This window comes from Amycolatopsis sp. NPDC098790 (assembly GCF_044759945.1).
GTDB lineage: Bacteria > Actinomycetota > Actinomycetes > Mycobacteriales > Pseudonocardiaceae > Amycolatopsis.
In genome coordinates this window covers 133,189-151,606 of sequence record NZ_JBIWAI010000009.1, presented here as the reverse complement: position 1 = coordinate 151,606, position 18,418 = coordinate 133,189, and the positions used below count along the sequence as shown (strand labels likewise).

The 18,418-nt window shown below is 72.0% G+C and carries 11 protein-coding genes; 1 reads left to right on the top strand and 10 read right to left on the bottom strand.

The genetic code is table 11. From position 1 onward, the window contains the following. The first annotated feature begins 72 nt into the window (after positions 1-72). Positions 73-987 carry an SDR family oxidoreductase gene (locus ACIQWX_RS46500; RefSeq protein WP_400885665.1) on the top strand — a complete coding sequence of 305 codons (915 nt, stop codon included), beginning with the start codon at positions 73-75 and terminating at the stop codon, positions 985-987. 3 nt (positions 988-990) lie between these two features. Here ACIQWX_RS46500 and ACIQWX_RS46495 read toward each other — a convergent pair whose 3' ends face one another. The 10 genes from ACIQWX_RS46495 to ACIQWX_RS46450 form a co-directional block, all read right to left on the bottom strand. Continuing rightward, complete coding sequence (locus tag ACIQWX_RS46495; RefSeq protein ID WP_400885662.1) at positions 991-1,590, bottom strand: TetR/AcrR family transcriptional regulator; 600 nt, start codon at positions 1,588-1,590, stop codon at positions 991-993. A gap of 28 nt (positions 1,591-1,618) precedes the next feature. Further along, the gene (locus tag ACIQWX_RS46490) at positions 1,619-2,653 is read right to left on the bottom strand and encodes a hypothetical protein (RefSeq protein ID WP_400885661.1); all 1,035 of its coding nucleotides are present in this window, start codon (positions 2,651-2,653) and stop codon (positions 1,619-1,621) included. Next, a complete protein-coding gene (locus ACIQWX_RS46485; protein ID WP_400885658.1) occupies positions 2,650-4,089 on the bottom strand; it encodes an FAD-dependent oxidoreductase in 1,440 nt (479 codons plus the stop codon). The genes ACIQWX_RS46490 and ACIQWX_RS46485 overlap by 4 nt, the downstream gene beginning before the upstream one ends. A gap of 86 nt (positions 4,090-4,175) precedes the next feature. After that, on the bottom strand, positions 4,176-5,108 hold the full coding sequence (locus ACIQWX_RS46480) for a GNAT family N-acetyltransferase (RefSeq protein ID WP_400885655.1): 933 nt from the start codon (positions 5,106-5,108) through the stop codon (positions 4,176-4,178). A 9-nt stretch (positions 5,109-5,117) separates the two neighbouring features. Beyond that, the gene (locus tag ACIQWX_RS46475) at positions 5,118-5,633 is read right to left on the bottom strand and encodes a hypothetical protein (RefSeq protein WP_400885653.1); all 516 of its coding nucleotides are present in this window, start codon (positions 5,631-5,633) and stop codon (positions 5,118-5,120) included. A 224-nt stretch (positions 5,634-5,857) separates the two neighbouring features. After that, positions 5,858-8,305, bottom strand: a complete 2,448-nt coding sequence (locus ACIQWX_RS46470) for a beta-L-arabinofuranosidase domain-containing protein (RefSeq protein ID WP_400885651.1) — start codon at positions 8,303-8,305, stop codon at positions 5,858-5,860. Then, positions 8,302-11,211 (bottom strand): glycosyl hydrolase, encoded by a 2,910-nt coding sequence (locus tag ACIQWX_RS46465; protein WP_400885648.1) that lies wholly within the window; start codon positions 11,209-11,211, stop codon positions 8,302-8,304. Before ACIQWX_RS46465 ends, ACIQWX_RS46470 begins: the two co-directional genes overlap by 4 nt. Beyond that, a complete protein-coding gene (locus ACIQWX_RS46460; protein WP_400885645.1) occupies positions 11,208-14,489 on the bottom strand; it encodes a glycosylhydrolase-like jelly roll fold domain-containing protein in 3,282 nt (1,093 codons plus the stop codon). Before ACIQWX_RS46460 ends, ACIQWX_RS46465 begins: the two co-directional genes overlap by 4 nt. A gap of 11 nt (positions 14,490-14,500) precedes the next feature. Beyond that, positions 14,501-17,677 (bottom strand): family 78 glycoside hydrolase catalytic domain, encoded by a 3,177-nt coding sequence (locus ACIQWX_RS46455; protein WP_400885643.1) that lies wholly within the window; start codon positions 17,675-17,677, stop codon positions 14,501-14,503. A 286-nt stretch (positions 17,678-17,963) separates the two neighbouring features. After that, the gene (locus ACIQWX_RS46450; RefSeq protein WP_400885640.1) at positions 17,964-18,335 is read right to left on the bottom strand and encodes an STAS domain-containing protein; all 372 of its coding nucleotides are present in this window, start codon (positions 18,333-18,335) and stop codon (positions 17,964-17,966) included. Between the last annotated feature and the right edge of the window lie 83 nt (positions 18,336-18,418).

Sequence of the window (18,418 nt, the reverse complement as noted above, 5' to 3'; positions counted from 1 at the left end):
TTGTTGTCAACGAACCACCGGTACGTTATCGTGGAGCCCGTAACGTACCAGCGGTACTTAGAGAGGTGTCCCATGTACCAGGTCCCTGACCAGCACGGAAAGCTCGCCGTCGTGACCGGCGCCAACAGCGGAACCGGCAAGGAAGCCGCCAAGCGGCTGGCCGCGGCCGGCGCCGACGTGGTCCTCGCCGTCCGGACGCCCGAGAAGGGCGAGCAGGCCCGCCACGACATCCTCGCCGAGCACCCCGAAGCCCGGCTCGAAGTCCGGCGGATCGACCTCGCCGACCTGGCCTCGGTCCGCGAGTTCGCCGACGGGCTGATCGCCGGCGGCCGGCCGCTCGACCTGCTCGTCAACAACGCCGGTGTGATGACCCCGCCTCGCCGGATCGAGACCGCCGACGGCTTCGAACTGCAGCTGGGCAGCAACTACCTCGGCCCGTTCGCGCTGACCGTGCGCCTGCTGCCGCTGCTGCTCGCCGCGCCGGCTCCGCGCGTCGCCACGATGAGCAGCGGCATGGCCAACGCCGGCCGGATCGCCTTCGACGACCTGCAGTCGGCCCGCGGCTACCGCCCGAACCGCGCCTACGCCCAGTCGAAGCTCGCCGACCTGATGCTGACGCTGCGGCTGGCGGACATCGCGGCCGAGCGCGGCTGGCCGCTCCTCTCGACCGCCGCGCACCCCGGCTACACGCGCACCAACCTGCAGACCTCCGGACCGGGCCTGGACAGCCGCGGCCCCGGCCCGCTCACCTCCCTCGCGTTCAAGCTCGTGCCGTCCCAAGGGGTCGAACAGGGCGCGGAACCCCTGCTGTACGCGGCGACGAGCCCGGACGCGACGCAAGGCGGCTACTACGGACCCCGCTGGTCACTGGTCGGCCCGGCGAAGACGGCCAAGCCGACGCGCCGCGCGCTGGACAAGGCGGTGGCCGAACGGCTGTGGACCGAGTCCGAGCGCCTCACCGGCGTCTCGCTGCCCGCCCACGCCTGAGCGTCACCCGCGCAGCGCCGGGCCGATCCACCGCCGGACGAGCGCCCGGATCCCGTCGTCGGTGAGCGCCGGGGTCGAGGGGTAGCGCAGGTAGGACAGGAACAGGCGCATCAGGAGCTCGGCCAGTCCCTCGAAGTCCTCGTCGGTGGTGACGCCGGCGGCCGTCCAGCCGACGGGCACGTTCCGGAGAATCGTTGCGCCATAAGAAAAAGCCAACGGCGACAGCACACCTTCCGTGAAGAAGTCGGCCTCCCCCGCCTGCAGCAGCAGCCCGAGGTGCGGCTCGCCGGGCAACGTCCGGACCGCGAACACCACCGACTCCACCGCCACCTCGACGGGGCTGCCGAACGACGCCAGGTGGCGTTCCATCCGCCCGGCGAACTCCTCGACGCCCGCCAGCGCGACCGCGCGCAGGATGTCGTTGAGGCTCGGGAAGTAGCGGTAGACGGTCTGCCGCGTCACGCCGGCCTCGGCGGCGACGTCGGACAGGCTGGTCTTGGCGAGGCCGACGCGGTCGAGGCACGCCGTCGCCGCGTCGGCGATCCGGCGGCGTGCCTCGTCTTCGGTGCCCGGTGGGTTGCCCCGCCAGCCGTGGTGCCCCATGCGCCCCATCTTCCCCGATCGGACGGCGTCAGCCGGGAGCAGGGGCCCGCTCGTTCCGGTACAGCGCGACCAGCACGAGCCCGGCCGCGGCGAAGCACGCGACTACGTAAGGGACGCTCCCCTTCGGACCGCTGCCGTCCGCGGCGACCCAGAACACCGCCAGCGCGCCCAGGTAGCCGGCGGGGTAAACCCGCGCGAAGGCGGACGGAGGCGGCCGGTCCGCCCGGCTCGTCGCGATGATCCAGGCACCCGCGCCCCAGACCAGGGCCAGCTCGACGCCGAGGATCCACGCCTGGACGGCGGGGTGGCCGTCGAAGAGGCTCGACGGGATACCGGCGACCGCCATCGCCGGCGGGGCGAGCACCCCGGCCACCACCGTGCGCCAGGTCAGCGACCACCCGCGTCGCGGGCCACCGGCCAGCCGCACCACCAGGTAGGTCAGCGCGCCGAACGAGACGGACGCGAACAGCAGCATGCTGGTCATCGGCACCGACGCCAGTGCCGGGTGGTTGACGATCCGGTTGCCGGGGTTCCACGCCCACCACCCCAGCCGCGGGCCGAGCTGGTCGAAGACCTCGTAGAACACCTGGCACACGAACGCGACCGCCACCGACCCGGCGAACGGGCCGCGGCCCCGGAAGACCCCGAGCGCCCGCACCAGCTCGTAGGCGAGCTGGCTGAACGCCGGGTAGAACGCGACGATGTAGAGCGGCAGCCGGTCCGCCATGAACTGCACGCTGAACTCGTTGTGGGCGAAGATGAAACCGTAGATCCGGTCGAGGCCGAACCACTCCGGGAAGTACAGCGGCGGCTCGGTGACGAACAGGTAGACCAGCGAGGCCCACCACAGCGCCAGGTTGACCGGATCGCCCGCGCGGTACCGGCGCAGCGCGTGCACCAACGCGGAGACTGCCCCGCCGACGACGAGCAGTTCGAGCAGCGGCATCGTCCAGTGCGCCAGGTCCCCCGGGGCGCGGACCGAGACCACCGGCGAGACGTCGTGGCAGTCGAAGCCGAGATCGCGGGTGACGGCTTCGGCGTCGGGCCCGCACGCCGGGCTCATCGCGCGGTCGCCGTCGAATAGTCCGTGGCGGGCGGCTCGGCCTGGGCGTCGAACCCGAACGGGACGCGGTGCCGGCCCAGCGCGGCGCGGACGCGGTAGCGCACGAGCCCGGCGAGCACGCGCGGGTTGCGCAGCATGTCCCCCAGCGACTCGTCGAGATTGAACACCTTGGCGAAGTGCTCGTCGACGACTTCGTCCTCCCGGGCCGCCCCGACGATGAGGCTGAACGCCGGCGCCGAGACGGCGGCGAGGATCCGGCGCCGCCACTCAGGCGGCTTCTCGGTGCCCTCCGCGCACTCATACCCCTGGTCGCGGGCCATCGCCAGGCGCCAGGGCACGTTCAGCAGTTTGCGTTGCGCGGCAAGGAAGTTCGCGGAGAACCTCACGTCGGTCTTCGCCGCGCGAGCCAGGTGCTCGCGCAGCAGCAGCGCGGACCCGGCGGCGGAACTGATGCCCTGGGCGTAGAACGGGTTGAACGCGCAGATCGAGTCGCCGACGAACGCCAGCCCCGCCGGCGGGGTGCGCCAGCGGTCGTAGCGCCGCCACTTGTTGCCGGTCGAGCGGGTCAGGTGGACTTCCGAGGTGGGCTCGCACCGGTCCATCGCGGCCGCGAACAACGGCGTCCGCACCCGGCGGGCCGTCTCGGCGAACGCATCGGTGGTGCGCGGCATCGGCAGGCCCCACGACCCCATGCAGGCGATGACCCGGTTGCCCTCGACCGGGAAGAAGTTGACCAGGTAGTCGTGTTCGTCGGGGTGCTCGCCCTTGTCGGGGGTCGGCATGATCACCAGGTGCCGCCACCACCAGGACTCCGGCCGCGGCGCGGGGAGGTCGTACCACCGCGAGGTGTAGGTGACCTTGGCGTCGAGCGTCTTGGTCTCCGGTTCGGGCCAGCCGGCCGACGCCAGCCACGCGCCGACGGAAGATCCGCGCCCCAGGGCGTCCACGACGAAGTCGGCGTCGAGGTGCTCGCCGTCGGTGCCGACGCCGGTGATCCGGCCGTCGCGGGTGGTCAGGCCGGTGACCGCGACACCTTCCCGGATCGTGACGTTGGGCAGTTCGCGCACTTTGTCCCGCAGGACGCGTTCGATGAGGATCCGCGAGCTGTAGACCATGGTCATCGCACTGCGCTTGCGGGCGGACCAGCCGGCGCCGTCGAGGTAGGCGGCGTCCATGGACGGCATCAGGTGCAGCCCGCCGGCGGCGACGAGGTCGGCTTCGAAGCCGGGGAAGAGCGCTCCGATGGCGCGGCGCCCCGAGTTCAGCAGGAAGTGCGGGTGCTTGCTCTGCGGCACCCCGCGGCGGTGCTCGGCCCCGGCGGGGAGCCGGTCGCGTTCCAGCACGAGAACGCGGTCGAAGTACGGCGCGAGCGCACCGGCGGAGCAGAGCCCGGCGGCACTGCCCCCGAGGACGACGGCGGTCTTGCCGAGCCGCATGTGGACCAACTCCCATCATACAAAGTGACGACGAATGTATGAATGGGTGGACGTGGGTGTCAAGGCTCCGATCAGGGTTCGCTGGATTACGACGCCGGCGGCGAGCTGACCCGCAGGACGTTCCCGTCCGGGTCGTGCAGGCGCATCTCGTACATCCCCCACGGCCGCACGACCGGCGGCTCCGCGATGTCGACGCCGCGCTCGCGCCACTCGCGGAAGAGCCGGTCGACCTGCGCCGCCGTGTGGACGTCCAGGTGCAGGCGCGTGGTGTGCGGGCCCGGCACCTGGGTCAGCATCAGCTGGACGCGATCGCGCGCGACGAGCGCCGTTCCCGGCTCGTGCGGCTCGCCGTCGTGCAGGAAGCGGGCCTGGCGGTCGGACCAGCGCCAGCCGACGTCGAAGCCCAGTTCGTCCGCGTAGAAGCCGAGGCTGGCGACGACGTCGGCCACCAGCAGGTTGGGCCGGCAGGCGAAGATCGCCGGCCCGGACGCGCCGCTCGTCCAGTCTTCGGCGAGCAGGCCGAACAGGAGGTCGTCAGTCCACTCGCCCTTGAGCCACGTGTGCCGGCGGCGGAGGCCTTCCGGGCTGAACCCGAGCCGTTCCAGCAGGTGCGCCGACGCGGTGTTGCGCGCGTCGCACTCCGCCGACACCCGGCGCACGCCCGCGGCGAACACCCGGTCCAGCACGCACCGCACCGCTTCGGTCGCGTAGCCGCGCCGCTGGTGCGCGCGGGCAATGGTGAACCCCACTTCGGCCTGCATCCGGTTGTCCGCCAGGCAGACGCCGACGTCCCCGACCAGCTCCCCGCCGGCCTCGACGGCGTACTGGAACCAGCCGGGTTCACCCTCTTCGGCGGCGGCGAATTCGGACACGAGCCGCTCGGCGTCCGGCACCGGCGTGTCCCAGCCCTGGTACCGGGCGACCTCGGGATCCGAGCGGTACGCGGCGAAATCGGCCACGTCCGCCGGCGTGAACCGCCGCACGACCACTTGCCCGGCCAGCACCGGCAGTCCGCTCATCCCGCCAGGCTAGCGAGCCGAGCCGTGGGAGCCGCGGATCCGCAGCCCGTCCGCCTCGATGATCAGCTCGGTCGGGCAGTCGTTCACGCCGACGCCGGCGAACCGGATCGGCTCGCGGCCGGCGCCGACCAGGGTGGTGGTGCCGTTCTTCTCCTCGACCCGCACCGTCCGGGGCCCCGATCGGGTGTCGAAGACGTGCAGGCTGCCGAAAGCGGCTTCGAGGTCCGGCCAGGCCGCCTCGCGCGGACCGTCCAGGACGACGGACGGCAGCGGCTGCGGCTCCCCGTCGAGGAGGACCTCCATCTTCGCGGTCTCGCCGGTGTCGATCCGCAGGCCGGTCTGCTCTTCGGCGTCGAGCGTGAGTTCGACGTAGCCGCCACGCGGGGCCGTCTCGCGGATCTCGAGCTCCCCGCCGGGCCGCACCAGGAACTCCGCGGGGTACCGCGCGACGACGGCCAGGAGCGGATGGCGCAGGCCGTTGACGATGCGGATCGTTTTCACCCGCTGCGCTAGTGATTCGGTCAACGGACAGGCCTTTCGGAGTAGCTGCGAATCGGCAGATCGTACCTCCGCCCGCCGCGTCCCCGGCGCTACCCCAGGGGTATCTAAGGGGTGGTCCAGTCCTGCGCCGCCGCGGTTGCGCGGAGGTGCGCCCACGACCGACGTGCGGGTTCGCCGCGAAGGCGTACCTCACGTGGTCGCGGACGCACCGTTCGTGGTCCGCACGCACGAAGACGGCAGCTCCCGCCTCAGGAACCGGCCAGCGTCCGCACCTCCGCGTCACTCAGTGCCCGGCCGTACAAGCGGAAGTCCGCGACCGCGCCCTTCAGGTACGGGTGCTTCGGGTTCTGCGAACGTCCCAGGTAGTTCAGCTGCGTCGCGCCCAGCAGGAGGGGGCTCATCTTCGGTGCCGGGTTCGCTCCGGTCAGCTCGCCGCCGAAGTACAACCGCAGGCCCGCGCCCGCGGTCACCGCCACGTGCGTCCACTCCCCCGCCGGGAGCGGGACCGCCGCGTCCACGTAGTCCTCCGCCTCCATGCCGCCCAGCTTCATCGCGCAGCGCGCCACCCCGAGACCCGTGCGCGGGGTCAGGAAGAAGTACGACTGCGCGTTGAAGCCCAGGTCGAACACCCGCGCCGAGTTGACGACCGCGTCCACGCGCACCCACATCGAGACCGTCAGTTCGGTCAGGTTCGCCGGCAGCCCCGGGGCCAGCCGGACGTGCCCGTCGACGCCGTTCAGCTCGATGCCCCGCTCCCCCGCAGCCGCCCCGCCGGCGAGCACCGCGGCCGGCCAGCGCCGCGTCGACTCGGACAAATCGGCGCCGAGCGGGTACCCCGCCACGGTCTTCGGGGCCGGGCGGTCCGGTTTCGCGGCGAGGTAGACGCTGTAGTGCTCGTGCTGCACGTCCAGGAACGGGCTCAGCCGCAGGCGTTCGGAGCCCGCCCGCACGCTGAACTCCGCCCGCCCCGGCTCACGCCGCAGCGAGCGCGGGTCCACCGTCGGGATGACCGGCGGCACCGACGACCCGTGCCGGGCGGCGAGCACCAGCGGGCCGTACGTCAGGGCCGACACCGCGGGGTTGTCCGGCGCGGGCAGCCACCGCGGGGTCATCGGCAGGTGCAGCTCGACGACGTCGCCGGCGCGCCACCGGCGCCGGATCGTCGCGAACCGCCCCGGGGTCGCCCCCACCGGCACGCGGTTCACGGTCAGGCGCGGATGGGAGACCCACGAAGGAATCCGGACGCGCAGGGCGAATTCGCCCGAACCGCCGACGCGCAGCCGGACGGTCTCGTCGTAGGGGTATTCGGTCTCCAGCCGCACCGAAGCGCCGCGGAAGTCCACTGTGGACGGGATGAACAGGTTGACGTACAGCGTGTCGCCGGCGGTGAAGTAGATGTTCTCCGCGTACTTGACGTGGGTTTCCAGGCCGGTGCCGTGGTCGCAGGTGAAGTTGCCGTAGTCGCTGCTGTACGTGCCGGGGTCGGACGTCACCCCCTGCTTGCCCTGGCGCTGGGTGCCCGGCGTCAGACCGGTGTAGTACGTGACGAACCCGTGCGGCGAGTCCGGGTCCTGCTCGCCCAGCAGCTGGTTGAGCAGCGTCCACTCGTAGTGGTCGAGGTACTCGGTGCGGCCCGGGTCCTGCAGGAACAGCAGCCGGCCGAGCTTGAGCATGTTGTAGCTGTTGCAGTTCTCGCAGGTGTTCTCGCCGAGCTGGCTGACGACCTGGTCCGGCGGGCCGAAGAACTCCGCGTTCGCGTTGCCGCCGATGACGTAGCTGTGGTGGTGCACGACCTGGTCCCAGAAGTACGTCGCGATCGTGCGGTAGCGCTGCTCACCCGTCACGTCGTACTCGGCCGCCGCGCCGACGATCTTCGCGATGTCGGTGTTGGCGTGCCGCCCGGCGAGGGTGTCCTGCCGCTGGGACAGGGGCGTGAAGATCTCGTCGTGGTCGAAGCGCCGGGCCAGCTCGAGGTGCAACGGGTCCTTCGTGACGGCGTAGAGGTTCGCCAGTGCTTCGTTCATGCCGCCGAACTCGGTGTGCAGCACCTTCTGCATGGCGTCACGCGAAAGCGGCGCGGTGCGGGCGTCGATCCAGCGCGCGATGCCGCGGGCGACGTCCAGGGCGCCCGCGGTGCCGAGCAGGCGGTGCTGGTCGAGCAGCCCGGCGAGGATCTTGTGGATCGTGTAGTACGGCGCCCACACGGACTTGCCGGCTTCGAGGTTGACGAAGTCGGACTCCGGGAACGCCGACAGGTAGCCCGGGGTGAACCCGGCGGACGGCGCCGCGGCCTGGCACTCGGCCAGCGCGGCGACCAGCCGGGTGCTCTTCGCGGCCAGCTCGGCGTCGCCGGTGTTCGCGGCCGCGAGGGCCAGGCCGGACAGCAGGTGGCCGGTGGTGTGCCCGCGCAGCTGGATGTCCGGCGCTTCCCAGCCACCGCACGGCTCGGCCGTGGTCGGCAGGCCGGCGGTCAGCCGGAACGTGTGCAGCAGCCGGTCGAGGTCGACGAACTTCAGGTACGCGACGGTCCGCCGCATGTTCGCCAGGTACCGGCTTTCCAGCAGCCGGACCCCGCCGAGCGCGACGGGCCGCAGCGGGGTGGCCGGCCGCGCCGCCGCCGAGGCTTCCCACGGGACGACGGCGGCCAAGCCGAGGGCGGCACCGAGGCCGAGCGCGCTGCGCCGGGTGATGTTCATCGGATCTCCTCCTGCCGGTAGGGCAGCAGGCGCACCGGCCCGACCAGCCCGTAGGCCTGCCGCGCCGCGATGGCGAACACGGCGGGCCGGCTCACCCGGAGCCGGTTGTTCAGCGTGGTGGCGACTTCCACCTCGATGCTGTTGCGCCCGGACCGCAACCACGGCCCGACGTCGACGACGGTGTCGAGCACGTCGCAGGGTGGCAGCACGACACCGTTGACCCGCACCCGGTAGGTGTCGAACACCTCCCCCAGGTCCAGGTACGCACCCAGCTCACGGCTCCACCGTCCCAAGTCGACGGTCGTGCGGTAGCGCCCGACGCCCGAGACGTCCTCCAACCCCGGGATCGACGGCCAGGCCGCCAGCGCGGACAACGAGAACCGCCGCTTGGGCTTGATCGTGGCGGTCGGGGTCGCACCCGGCTGCCAGTCCTCCACTTCGAGGTCCCAAGTGGACAGAGGGATCACCGGGGGTGGCGCGGCCACCGACGTCCGCGCGACCCGGCCGGTCGACAACGTGGTCGAGTACGTGCCCGCGGCCGACGATCGCACCACGAGCTTGCCGTCGAGGGAAAGCACTTCCGGCGCGTCGGAAGCCACCGCGTGCGACCCGCGGCCGGGAGCGAGCGCGACGATGACCGACTGCCCCGGGTTCAGCGACACCGACACCCGGATCTTGTCGCCGTCGCGGGAAAAGACGCCGAGACGTTCGGACGAGCCGGTCCACGCGTTGAGCAGAACCGGCTGTGCGTCCCGGTCCTGCGCGGTCAGCCACACGTCCTGCGTGACGGCGGTGATCTTGCGGTTCTCCGCGTGCCGGGCGTTGCAGAGGTAGTAGTAGTCGGTGTCGCCGTCGATGCGGTGCACGCTCATCACGGTCGACGGGTCGTGCTCGACGTCCCGCGCGACACCCAGCGAGGCGAGCGCGGCCGGGATGCCGGTGGCGTCCGCGACCACCCGCACCGAAGGCTGCGCGAGCAACGAAGTCACCAGAGCGCGGAGCCGGTCGTTCTCCCCCGGCTGCGCGATGCCTTCGGCGTGGACGTCGGTCCAGGTGCCGATGACGATCGTCGGCAGGCCGGCGCGGGCGAACGCGAGGAGCCGCTCGGCCGCGTGCACCGACAGCGTGTGCTCGCTGCCGTGGAACTGGTCGCCGCCGAGGATCATCGCCTTGTACGCGGGTCCGTCGGGCGCCAGCCTGCCCCGCCGGACGACGGCGGTGGGCAGGTCGAGCACGCCTTCGCTGAGGAAGCCGTGGGTCCAGCCCGCCGGGATGCCGTCGTTGGTCGCCCACGGCGCGCCGATGCCGGTGGACGTCCAGCCCTTCTGCCGGAAGAACGCGAGGTCCACCTGCGGCTTCCCGGTGCGCAGCACCAGCTGCGTGCGGGCGAACCAGCCGGCGATGTCCGGCACGTGCCCCCACGTCGGCTGGCGTGGGCCCCACGCCTCGGCGTACCCGATGCCGTTGCCGTTGTACGGCGAGAAAGCCGCGAACCCGGGCCACTCCGCGCCGGGTGCCATGGCGTAGGCGAAGCCGTGCAGCACGGCCTGGTTGACCCCACCCGCGAAGACGCTGCCCATCGTCTGCAGCACCTTGTCCCAGGTGGTGTTGTACGCGCCGTTCGCGTACGCCGCCGACTCGCACGAAAGCAGCTGACGGCCGCCCATGTCCCGGCCGGAGGCGAGCACGCGGTAGTCGTCGAGGTTCTTGAACCCCAGTGACTCGCTCTCCGGCACGTCCAGCAGCGCGGCGCTGCGGATCGAGTCGGTCTGCAGGCCGTAGGGCTGCACGCGCAGGGTCATGCCCAGGCGGTGCGCGAAGTCCCGGATCGGGAGCAGGTGGTGCTCGTGGTAGAGGTCCGAGAGCACCTGGTTGTAGTCGTCGCGGACGTGGTTCGACGTGTCGCTGTCGAACGCGAACAGGTATTTCCCCTTGCGCTGCACGACGACCGGCAGGTACGGCAGCAGGTCGTACCCGGCCCGGCGGCGGAACTCCGCGAGGAAGTCCGGCGTCCAGATCGTCGCGTCGGTCTCGATCTCCAGGGAGTCCTCGAACAGGTCGCCGCCGACGTCCTCGAGCAGACCGCGGATGGCGCGGGTGAGGATCGTCGAGTTCCACTCGTCCAGCACGACGCGGGTGCCCGCCGCGCTGAAGTGGTCGACGACGTACGCGAGCGGCGTGGTGTGCGGGCCCGCTTCAGGCTGCTGCGCCGAGCCGCGGGCCCAGTACGCGAACAGCATCCACGTGCCTTCGGGCGCGGTCCAGTCGATCTGTCCGTTGTGGACGTCCACTGTGCGCACCGACGCCGGGTCGAGGGTGACCGTGGCCGCGGTGGGTGAGCCGATCACCAGGGCGGCCTGGACGGCGATCAGGTCCTGCTTGCCCACCGCGGATTCGGCGGGCACCAGTGCGGCCGGTGGTGGGCCGGTGTAGCCGCCGGTGACCGTGACGACGCCGTGCGCCAGTTCCTTGCTCGCCGCGACGTCGTCCGGGGTGATGGTCGGGACCGCGGTGGGCCAGCACGGGCCCATGGCGAGGTCGACGGTCAGGCCGCGGGCCTTCGCCCGCCGCAGCGCGGTTTCCACCGCCGCGAGCCACGCGGGCGTGCCCCAGCCGTGGTGCTCGGGGTCCATGACGGTCTGCACGCTGTGGTGGACGTCCTGGATCTCGACCCCGCCGAAGCCGGCGTCGGCGATCTGGTCCACCTCGCGGGCGATCTCGCCGAGGTCGACCAGGCCGTGCGGCCACCACCAGCGGAACTTCGCGGCCGTGCCCGCGTCGGGCTTGGCGAACTGCTTCGAGAACGGCTTGCCGGGGGCGGCGAGCGCGGGCGGGGCCCACGAGAGGGCCGCGCCGGCCCCGAGGGCCGCGCCGATCGTGAGGACGGTGCGTCTGCTGACGGTCATCGGATGGGCTCCAAGCGGGCGGTGAGGGCGGCCTGCGGGCGCAGCGCGACCGGGCCGACGAGGCCGGACGGCAGGATCTTGTTGCGCGAGTTGGCCAGGGTGTTGGTGACGCGGACGCTGATCGTGTTGACCCCCGGGTGCAGCGCGCTCGTGGCGTCCACTGTGTACGGATGCCACAGCGCCGCGGGCAGTTCGGTGCCGTTGACCGTCGCGGTGGCGAGGTCGTGCACCTCGCCGAGGTCGAGGACCAGCTTGCGCCGCGCGAGATCGGCCGCCGTGAGCGTCACCGTCGTCGTGTAGACGGCGCTGCCGGAGAACGTCGGCGCGAACGTGGTCCACGAGCCGAGCGGGCGTTCGGTGGCGACGGCGCCGTCCTGCTCCAGCCGGACCGTCCACGGGCCGTCCAGCGCGATCGGGGCCAGGGTGTCGGTGACCTGCACGCTGCCGCGGTAGGTGCGGCCGTCCGCCTGCCCGGTGAGCGCGTACGTCCCGGGCGCGGTCGCGGTCACCGCCGCCCGCATCCCCCGCCGATCGGCGGACACCGAGGTCGCCGGCAGGGTGCCGCCGGTCAGGTGCGCGGTGTCGCGCACACCCTTGCGGAACACCACACCCAGCGTTTCGTACGGCTGGAGCGTGATCGGGACGCCGGTGGTGGCCCGGCCGGCCGTGTAGGCCGTGGCGACCTTCGTGGTGCCGGTGCGCGGATCCCAGATCTCCGGGGTGCCGCCGGCCGGGAAGGTCGCGGTGGTGGTGACCACGGCGTCGCTTTCGTTGTTGAGCAGGAACGCGGTGTCCGCGCCGCGGCCGGTCCGCGACACCCGCACGGCGCCGGCCGCGGGCTGCAGCCGGGCCGCGCCGAACCCGGCGTTCTGCGCCAGGCCGGCGATCGCGTTCACGTCGGTGACGACCGTGACCGCGCCGGACAGGTTCCGCAGCTCTCGGGCCAGGTCGGCGTCGCGGCCGGCTGCCTCCCGCGTCGGCAGCGGGCCGACCGCGACCAGGTGCCCGCCGGTCCGCACGAACTTCACCAGGGTGCGTGCGGTCCCGAGGTCGAGCACCGGCGTCTTCGGCAGCACCGCGAGCCGGTAGTTCGCCTGGCCGACCTGTAACGATCCCCCGCGGACCTGGGCCTGGAACCGCGCGACCGGGTCCCCGGACAGCGACGAGTCGCTCAGCAGGTCGAAGTCGACCTGCCCGCGTTCCAGCGCGTACGCCGTTTCGGAGAAGTCCTTGTCGAGCTGGTGGGTCGAGTCGGAGACCCGGGTCTGCTCGGCGGCGCGCTGCGGCTGGATGAGCGCGGTCCGGGCGAGGCTGGTGCCCCGGCCCAGCTCCATCACGCGGCCGATCCACGCGTCGACGTCCGGCATGTCCTCCCAGAACGTGCTGCGCGGGCCGAACGGCGGCGCGAACGTCACCGACGTCTCGTCGGTGTACATCGCGTGCAGGAAGGTGAGGTTGACGCCGCGGGTGGCCAGCGCGCCGACGGTGGCGTGCATGTAGTCCGGCGCCACCTGCCAGCCGGCGTTGCCGAAGGTCTCCATCAGCGTCCGCGGCGCGCCGCTCTGGTGCGCGGCCGAGGAAGCGTTGCGCCCCAGCGTGGTCTGCTCACCGGCGGTGTAGTCGGTGGTGATCATGTCGCTGCCGGGGACCTGCGCCCACTGGTTGTCCTTGGCCAGGTCGCCGGTCGAGTTCATCCGTTGCTGCGGGCTCTGCTCGTCGAGCAGCGGGTTGGTGATCAGCTTCAGGCCGTGCTTGGCCATCCAGGCGGCTTCGCGCTGGTAGTAGCTGGTGGCGAAGAGGTTGTTCACGGCCCGCCAGTACGAGCCGGCGGCCCGGTCGGCGACCGCGTCGAGGCCGTCGGCCGCCGCCGTGTAGGCGACGCCGGGGGTGCCGCCGGCCGCGCGGACGGCGTCGGCGAGCCCGGGCGAGGACGGCAGGCGCTTGAACGGGTGCGGCTGCGCGGAGGCGAGGAACGGTTCGTCGTCCCAGAAGCCGGGCACGACCGTGCCCATCGCCCACGGGAAGCGCCGCGCGTACTCTTCGGGCGCGATGCTCAGGAAGGCGTCCGTCGCCTTCGGGTCGAGCAGGTCGAGGTAGCCGCGGACGTACCCGCTGGAGTCGTCGCGCAGGAGGACCTGCGCGTAGACGTCGACCTGCCAGGTCCCGGCGGGCACCTGCCAGCTGTCGCCCTTCAGCTCCACCGCGGCGGTCGTGCCCACCGGGCGGGCGGCCGCCGCCGTGACGCCGGCGAGGGTCACGCGGTTCTGCGAGAAGTCGGCGAGCGCGGTGGCGTTGTCGAACGTCGAGGTCCACAGCTTGGCGCCGTCCGGCGCGGTCACGGTCAGGTCGTCCCACAGCGAGCGCTGCGTGCCTTCGGCCGACACGGCCGCGGCGCCGGCCGGGTAGCTCGCGTCGGTGGCCGCGGGCTGCACGGTGTTGTTGATCTTCGGGGTGATCGTGTTTCCGGAAACCGTGACGTTGATCGTCTGGACGTGCGTCGGAGTGAAGCCCGGCGTGTTGACGCCGGTGGTCAGCCGCGTCCGGTTCGGACCGTCCACTTTGTACACGCTGGCCGCGCCCTTGGCGTCGACGTCCACGAGGTAGCCGTGGGTGCCGTCCGAGCGCACCGCCAGCTGGACGCCGCCGGCGGTCAGCGTGACCTTGCCGCTCACGGTGTAGTCGGTCCAGCCGGCGCCGGGCGTGAGCGGGGCCGCGCCGGGCGCGGTGGCCGGGTCGACGACCAGCTTTCCGGTGTCCACGCTGAGTCCCGAGGTCTCGGCGAGCTTCAGCGTCGACGGCCCGGTGACGATCCGCGTCGAGCGCAGCAGGCCCTTGAGCCGCAGGTCCGGCCGCGCGGGGATGGTGCGGTTGCCGAGCGTGCCGCCGTTGACGACGTAGTTCGCGCCGCGGCCGCTCGGGAAGTTGTTGTCGTTGAACAGCCACATCTTCATGCCGGTGCGCTGTGCCTCGCGCAGCACGTGCCCGACGAGGGTGAACCAGTCCTCGGACAGGAACACCGGTTTCATCGAGTCGCCGCCGAGCGGGAAGATCACGGCCTCGTACACGCCCTTGGCGCGCATTTCGGCCATCTGCTTGTCGGTGACGTCGCTGGTGATGGTGTTGTTCCAGTACCAGTAGATCGCCGGGAGGCTGTCCTTCGGCGGGTTCGCGAAGGCGGCCGGGTCGAAGCCGGGCGTGTCGTGCCCGGCGGTGGCCGGGGTGCTCACGCTCAAGGCGGTGACCACCGCGAGCACGAGGGACATCAGTGTCCTGCGCATGGGATTCCCTTTCAGCCGCGCGGAACGGGTTGCCGGAACGTGTGGGTGCCGGAGCCGACGTGGTGGACCGCGTCTCCGACGTGCACTTCGGCCGTGCTGCCCGGCGGGACGGTCACGGTCAGCCGGTACTCACGATCGGACTTCGTCCACGCCGTGCTGACGCGGCCGTTCGGGGTTTCGTAGCTGCCCGACGCGGACGTCAAGTCGCCGACGACCGCCGGGTCGATGACCAGCTTCCGGAAGCCGGCCGAGTCCGCCGCCTGGCCGATGCCGGTCAGCCGCGTGGTGAGCCAGCCGTCCAGCGCGCCGAGCATGAAGTGGTCCTGCGACTGGCCGCTGCCGCCGTCCCAGGTCTCGCCGAGCGCGGTCAGCCCGGCCTGCACCTGGTGGCCCAGGCTGGGACTGGTGGTCTGCGTGGCGATCCGGTAGACGACGTCGTCGCGACCGGCGTCGGACAGCACGCGCAGCACGGACGGGAACGAGATCTCCCCCATCACCAGGTGCCAGCCGGCGGCCTCGATCGTGTCGACCAGGTGCTGGGTCTGGCCGGCCCGCAGGTCGGCGGGCACCGCGCCCATGTCGAGCGCGAGGGCCGTGGCACCCTGACCGCCGCCGCCGAACAGGCCGGTCGCGGGGTCGTAGTACTTGGCCCACACGGCTTTCGCCAGTGCGTCGGCCTGGGCGCGGTAGCCCGAGGCGTCCTGCCCGAGGGCCGTCGCCACCTTCGCGAGCCCGTCTTCGACCGCCCAGACGCCGAAGCTGCTGGGGACCGCGCGCGGCATGGCCGGCTTCTCGGTGGTGATCCAGTCGCCGAGGCCGTAGTCGTAGACGCCGTCGACCCAGCGCGCCGGCTGTCCCTGCAGGTAGGCCAGATAACGCTGCATCGCCGGGTAGAACCGGCTCAGCAGGTCCGTGTCGCCGTAGGTCTGGTACGCCTTCAGCGGCACCTGGACCAGCGCGCCACCCCAGTTGGGGTCGTCGCGGTAGGACCCCGCGAGCGTCACGTGGTCCGGCACGGTGCTGGGCACCAGGCCGCTCGACTCCTGGCCGTCGGCCATGTCCTCGACGATCTTGCCGAGGTAGGCCTCGACGTCGTAGTTGCGGGCGATCGCGTCGAACGCGAGGTGGTCCTGCTCCAGCCAGCCGAGCTTTTCGCGGCTCGGGCAGTCGGTGAGGATGCTCTGCATGTTGTTCTCGACGGCGGCGCGGGTGAGCCGGTGGATGCCGTCGAGGGTGGCGTCCGAGGAGTCGAAGTCACCCGCGGAGTCGTTGTCCGCCATGGTGCGCAGGCCGGCGACCGCCAGCTGGGCGTCGTCGGGGACGCCGACCACTTCGAGGTAGCGGAAGCCGTGGTAGCTGAACTCGGGGTGCCAGGTCTGTTTCCCGCCCTTGCTCGTGAAGTTGTCCCAGATCGGCGCGCCGACGTTGCTGATGGACTGGTCCACGTGCCCGTCGCGCAGGGCCTCCGCCGGGTAGATCCGCAGGGAGGTGCCCTTCGGCGCGGTGAGGGTGATCTGCGGCAGGCCCGCGATGTTGCGGCCGACGTCGTAGACGCGCACGCCGGGTGCCGGGCGCGAGATCTCCTTGCCGGGCAGCTGTTCCACGACCCGGACGGGTTCGGTCTGCCGAGCGGTGAGCTTGGCCGTGCTCGTCGCGGGCACCACCGCGGACCACGTCCGGCGGTCGGCGCCGGGGCGGTCCCAGCCGGGGATTTCGCGGCGGGCGTCGTAGTCCTCGCCGCCGTACCACTGCGACACGGTGGTGGCGCCGAGCGTGGTGCGCCAGCTCTCGTCGGTGACGATCCTCTTGGTCGTCCCGTCTGTTAGCGTTAACTCCAGCTGCGCGATGACCTGCGGGTCGCTCGCCGTGCGGGCGAACTTCCGGTAGCGGCCGGACGTGTGCAGCGCGTCGGCGGTGCCGTTGCCGACCGCGATGCCGATCGTGTTGGCACCGCGTTGAATCTGCTTCGTGACGTCATAGGCGGCGTAGGTGACGCGGTCGGCGTAGTCGCTGTCGCCCGGCTCGAGGACGGCGTCGCCGACGCGGGTGCCGTTGAGGCTGGGCACGTAGACGCCGAGGCCGCTGACGTAGAGGCGGGCACTGGCGACCCGGCCGGGCACCGAGAAGTCCTTGGCGAACACCGGGAGCGCGGGCGGCAGCCAGGTCGCCGGCGTGGGCTGGCCCGTGACGGTCTTGGCGACGGTGAACGGGCCGTCCGCGGCCGTCTGGACCGTGTAGTCGACCGGGAAGTTCGCCGTCTTGCCGTCGGCGGTGAGCGTGTCGGTGCGCGGGTACAGCACGACCTGGTCGAAGGTCCGCGCGGCGCCGAGGTCGATGGTGAGCGAGACGTCGGCGTCCGGGCTGGTGTGCGCGGCGCTCTGGTACCCGGCGTTGCCGGCGTCTTCGGGGTTGGACGTGGTCAGGCCGTCGGCGACGAGGCCGGGTTCCCACTCCTTGCGCACGGTCTGGGTTTCCGACGCGGTGACGTACTTCTGGCGTCCGTCGGCGAAGTTGACGCCCGGGTTCGCGGAGTCGCGCACCTGCAGTTCGGCCAGTTGCAGGCGGTAGGTCAGGTCGGGGAAGCGGCGGGTGTCGCCGGTGGTGACCATCCGGTTCTGGCTGTCCAGGGGCTGTTCGGCCAGCGGGAGCCCGAGCTTGGTGACGTCGAGTTTGACGTACCGCGCGATCTGGCTCGGGAGGGTGACCACGACGGGCTGGGCGGGCTTGGCGCCGAGCTGCCACTGGCTGTTGGTGACCCAGCCCGCGGACCAGTCCTTTTGGTCCGTCAGGCCGGTTTCGAACCAGGTGGGGGCGCTCCAGGCGGAGGGGATCGCGCCGGACCAGACCCGCACTCGCCAGTACACGCGCTGGCGGCTGCCGAGGGCGCGGCCGGCGTAGTCGAGGGCGGTGGCGGCACCGGCGACGCGGCCGGTGTCCCAGAGGTCGGGGCGGGCCAGCCGGGCTTCCGAGGTGGCGGCTTGGACCTCGTAGGCGGTCTGGTCCCGGGCGGTGGTCCGCCAGCTCAGCTCGGGCGTGGTGTCGTCCGTGCCGAGCGGCCGGTCGAGGTGGTTCGCGCGGAGACCGGTGGCGGTGAAGGGATTCCCGGCCTGGGCCGGGACGGCGGTTCCGGCGGTCGCCGCGACGACGAGCGCGGCGAGGGCGAGGAGACGGCGGGATCTGTGGCGCACGGCAGCTCCTGGGGACGGCCGTCGGCGAGCGGCCTGGATTCGACGGTGAATCGTTTCAATTCAGGGAGAAGCGGTTACGGCAGCGACAAAACCAAGGTGGGGGTACGACAATGCCGGGCGATTGAAAGGTTTCATATGCCCGACGACGAGACGCTACCTTGCGCCCGAAGGCGAAGTCAATGACGGAACCCCCGGCCGGGGCGGCAGGGCTCGGCGAAGTGGCACGGTCCAGTCACTATGCCGTCGGAGGGCGGCGCGACTTTGCCGGAGGCCCGGCCGGGGCGGGTCAGCCGGAAAGCGCGTCGGTCCGCGTGCCGGCGACGGCGAGCGCCTCGGTCAAGCCCGTCAGCTCCAGGGCCCGGCCCACGGTGCTGCGCGCGGGCGCCACGACCCGCAGCCGGGTGGCGCCGCCGGTGGCGCGGTGCGCCTTCAGCAGGACCGTCATCCCGACGGAGGCGAGGAAGGACACCCCGGTCAGGTCGATCACGAGCAGCGCCGGCTCGCGCGCGAGGGCCGCGGCGAGCGCGTCGTCCAGGACCTCGACGCTGAGCAGGTCGACTTCGCCCGCCGCCTCGAGCACTTCGGCCTCGCCGTCGGTTCGGTGCACCGTCACGCTCAGCAGGTCCTGGGGCCGGACCCGGCCTCCGTCAGCGGTCACCTTCACCTCCGGTTTCGTCGCCTCTCTTGCGCGCTTACCCACTGCCGCGCCGGCTCAAACACGGGCGCTGACGTTCCCGCGAC

What these genes read in the sequence shown, in the direction of transcription:
- ACIQWX_RS46465 (WP_400885648.1), bottom strand. Translation starts at nt 11,211, where the DNA reads ATGACCGTCAGCAGACGCACCGTCCTCACGATCGGCGCGGCCCTCGGG.
- ACIQWX_RS46460 (WP_400885645.1), bottom strand. Translation starts at nt 14,489, where the DNA reads ATGCGCAGGACACTGATGTCCCTCGTGCTCGCGGTGGTCACCGCCTTG.
- ACIQWX_RS46490 (WP_400885661.1), bottom strand. Translation starts at nt 2,653, where the DNA reads ATGAGCCCGGCGTGCGGGCCCGACGCCGAAGCCGTCACCCGCGATCTC.
- ACIQWX_RS46500 (WP_400885665.1), top strand. Translation starts at nt 73, where the DNA reads ATGTACCAGGTCCCTGACCAGCACGGAAAGCTCGCCGTCGTGACCGGC.
- ACIQWX_RS46480 (WP_400885655.1), bottom strand. Translation starts at nt 5,108, where the DNA reads ATGAGCGGACTGCCGGTGCTGGCCGGGCAAGTGGTCGTGCGGCGGTTC.
- ACIQWX_RS46470 (WP_400885651.1), bottom strand. Translation starts at nt 8,305, where the DNA reads ATGAACATCACCCGGCGCAGCGCGCTCGGCCTCGGTGCCGCCCTCGGC.
- ACIQWX_RS46495 (WP_400885662.1), bottom strand. Translation starts at nt 1,590, where the DNA reads ATGGGGCACCACGGCTGGCGGGGCAACCCACCGGGCACCGAAGACGAG.
- ACIQWX_RS46485 (WP_400885658.1), bottom strand. Translation starts at nt 4,089, where the DNA reads ATGCGGCTCGGCAAGACCGCCGTCGTCCTCGGGGGCAGTGCCGCCGGG.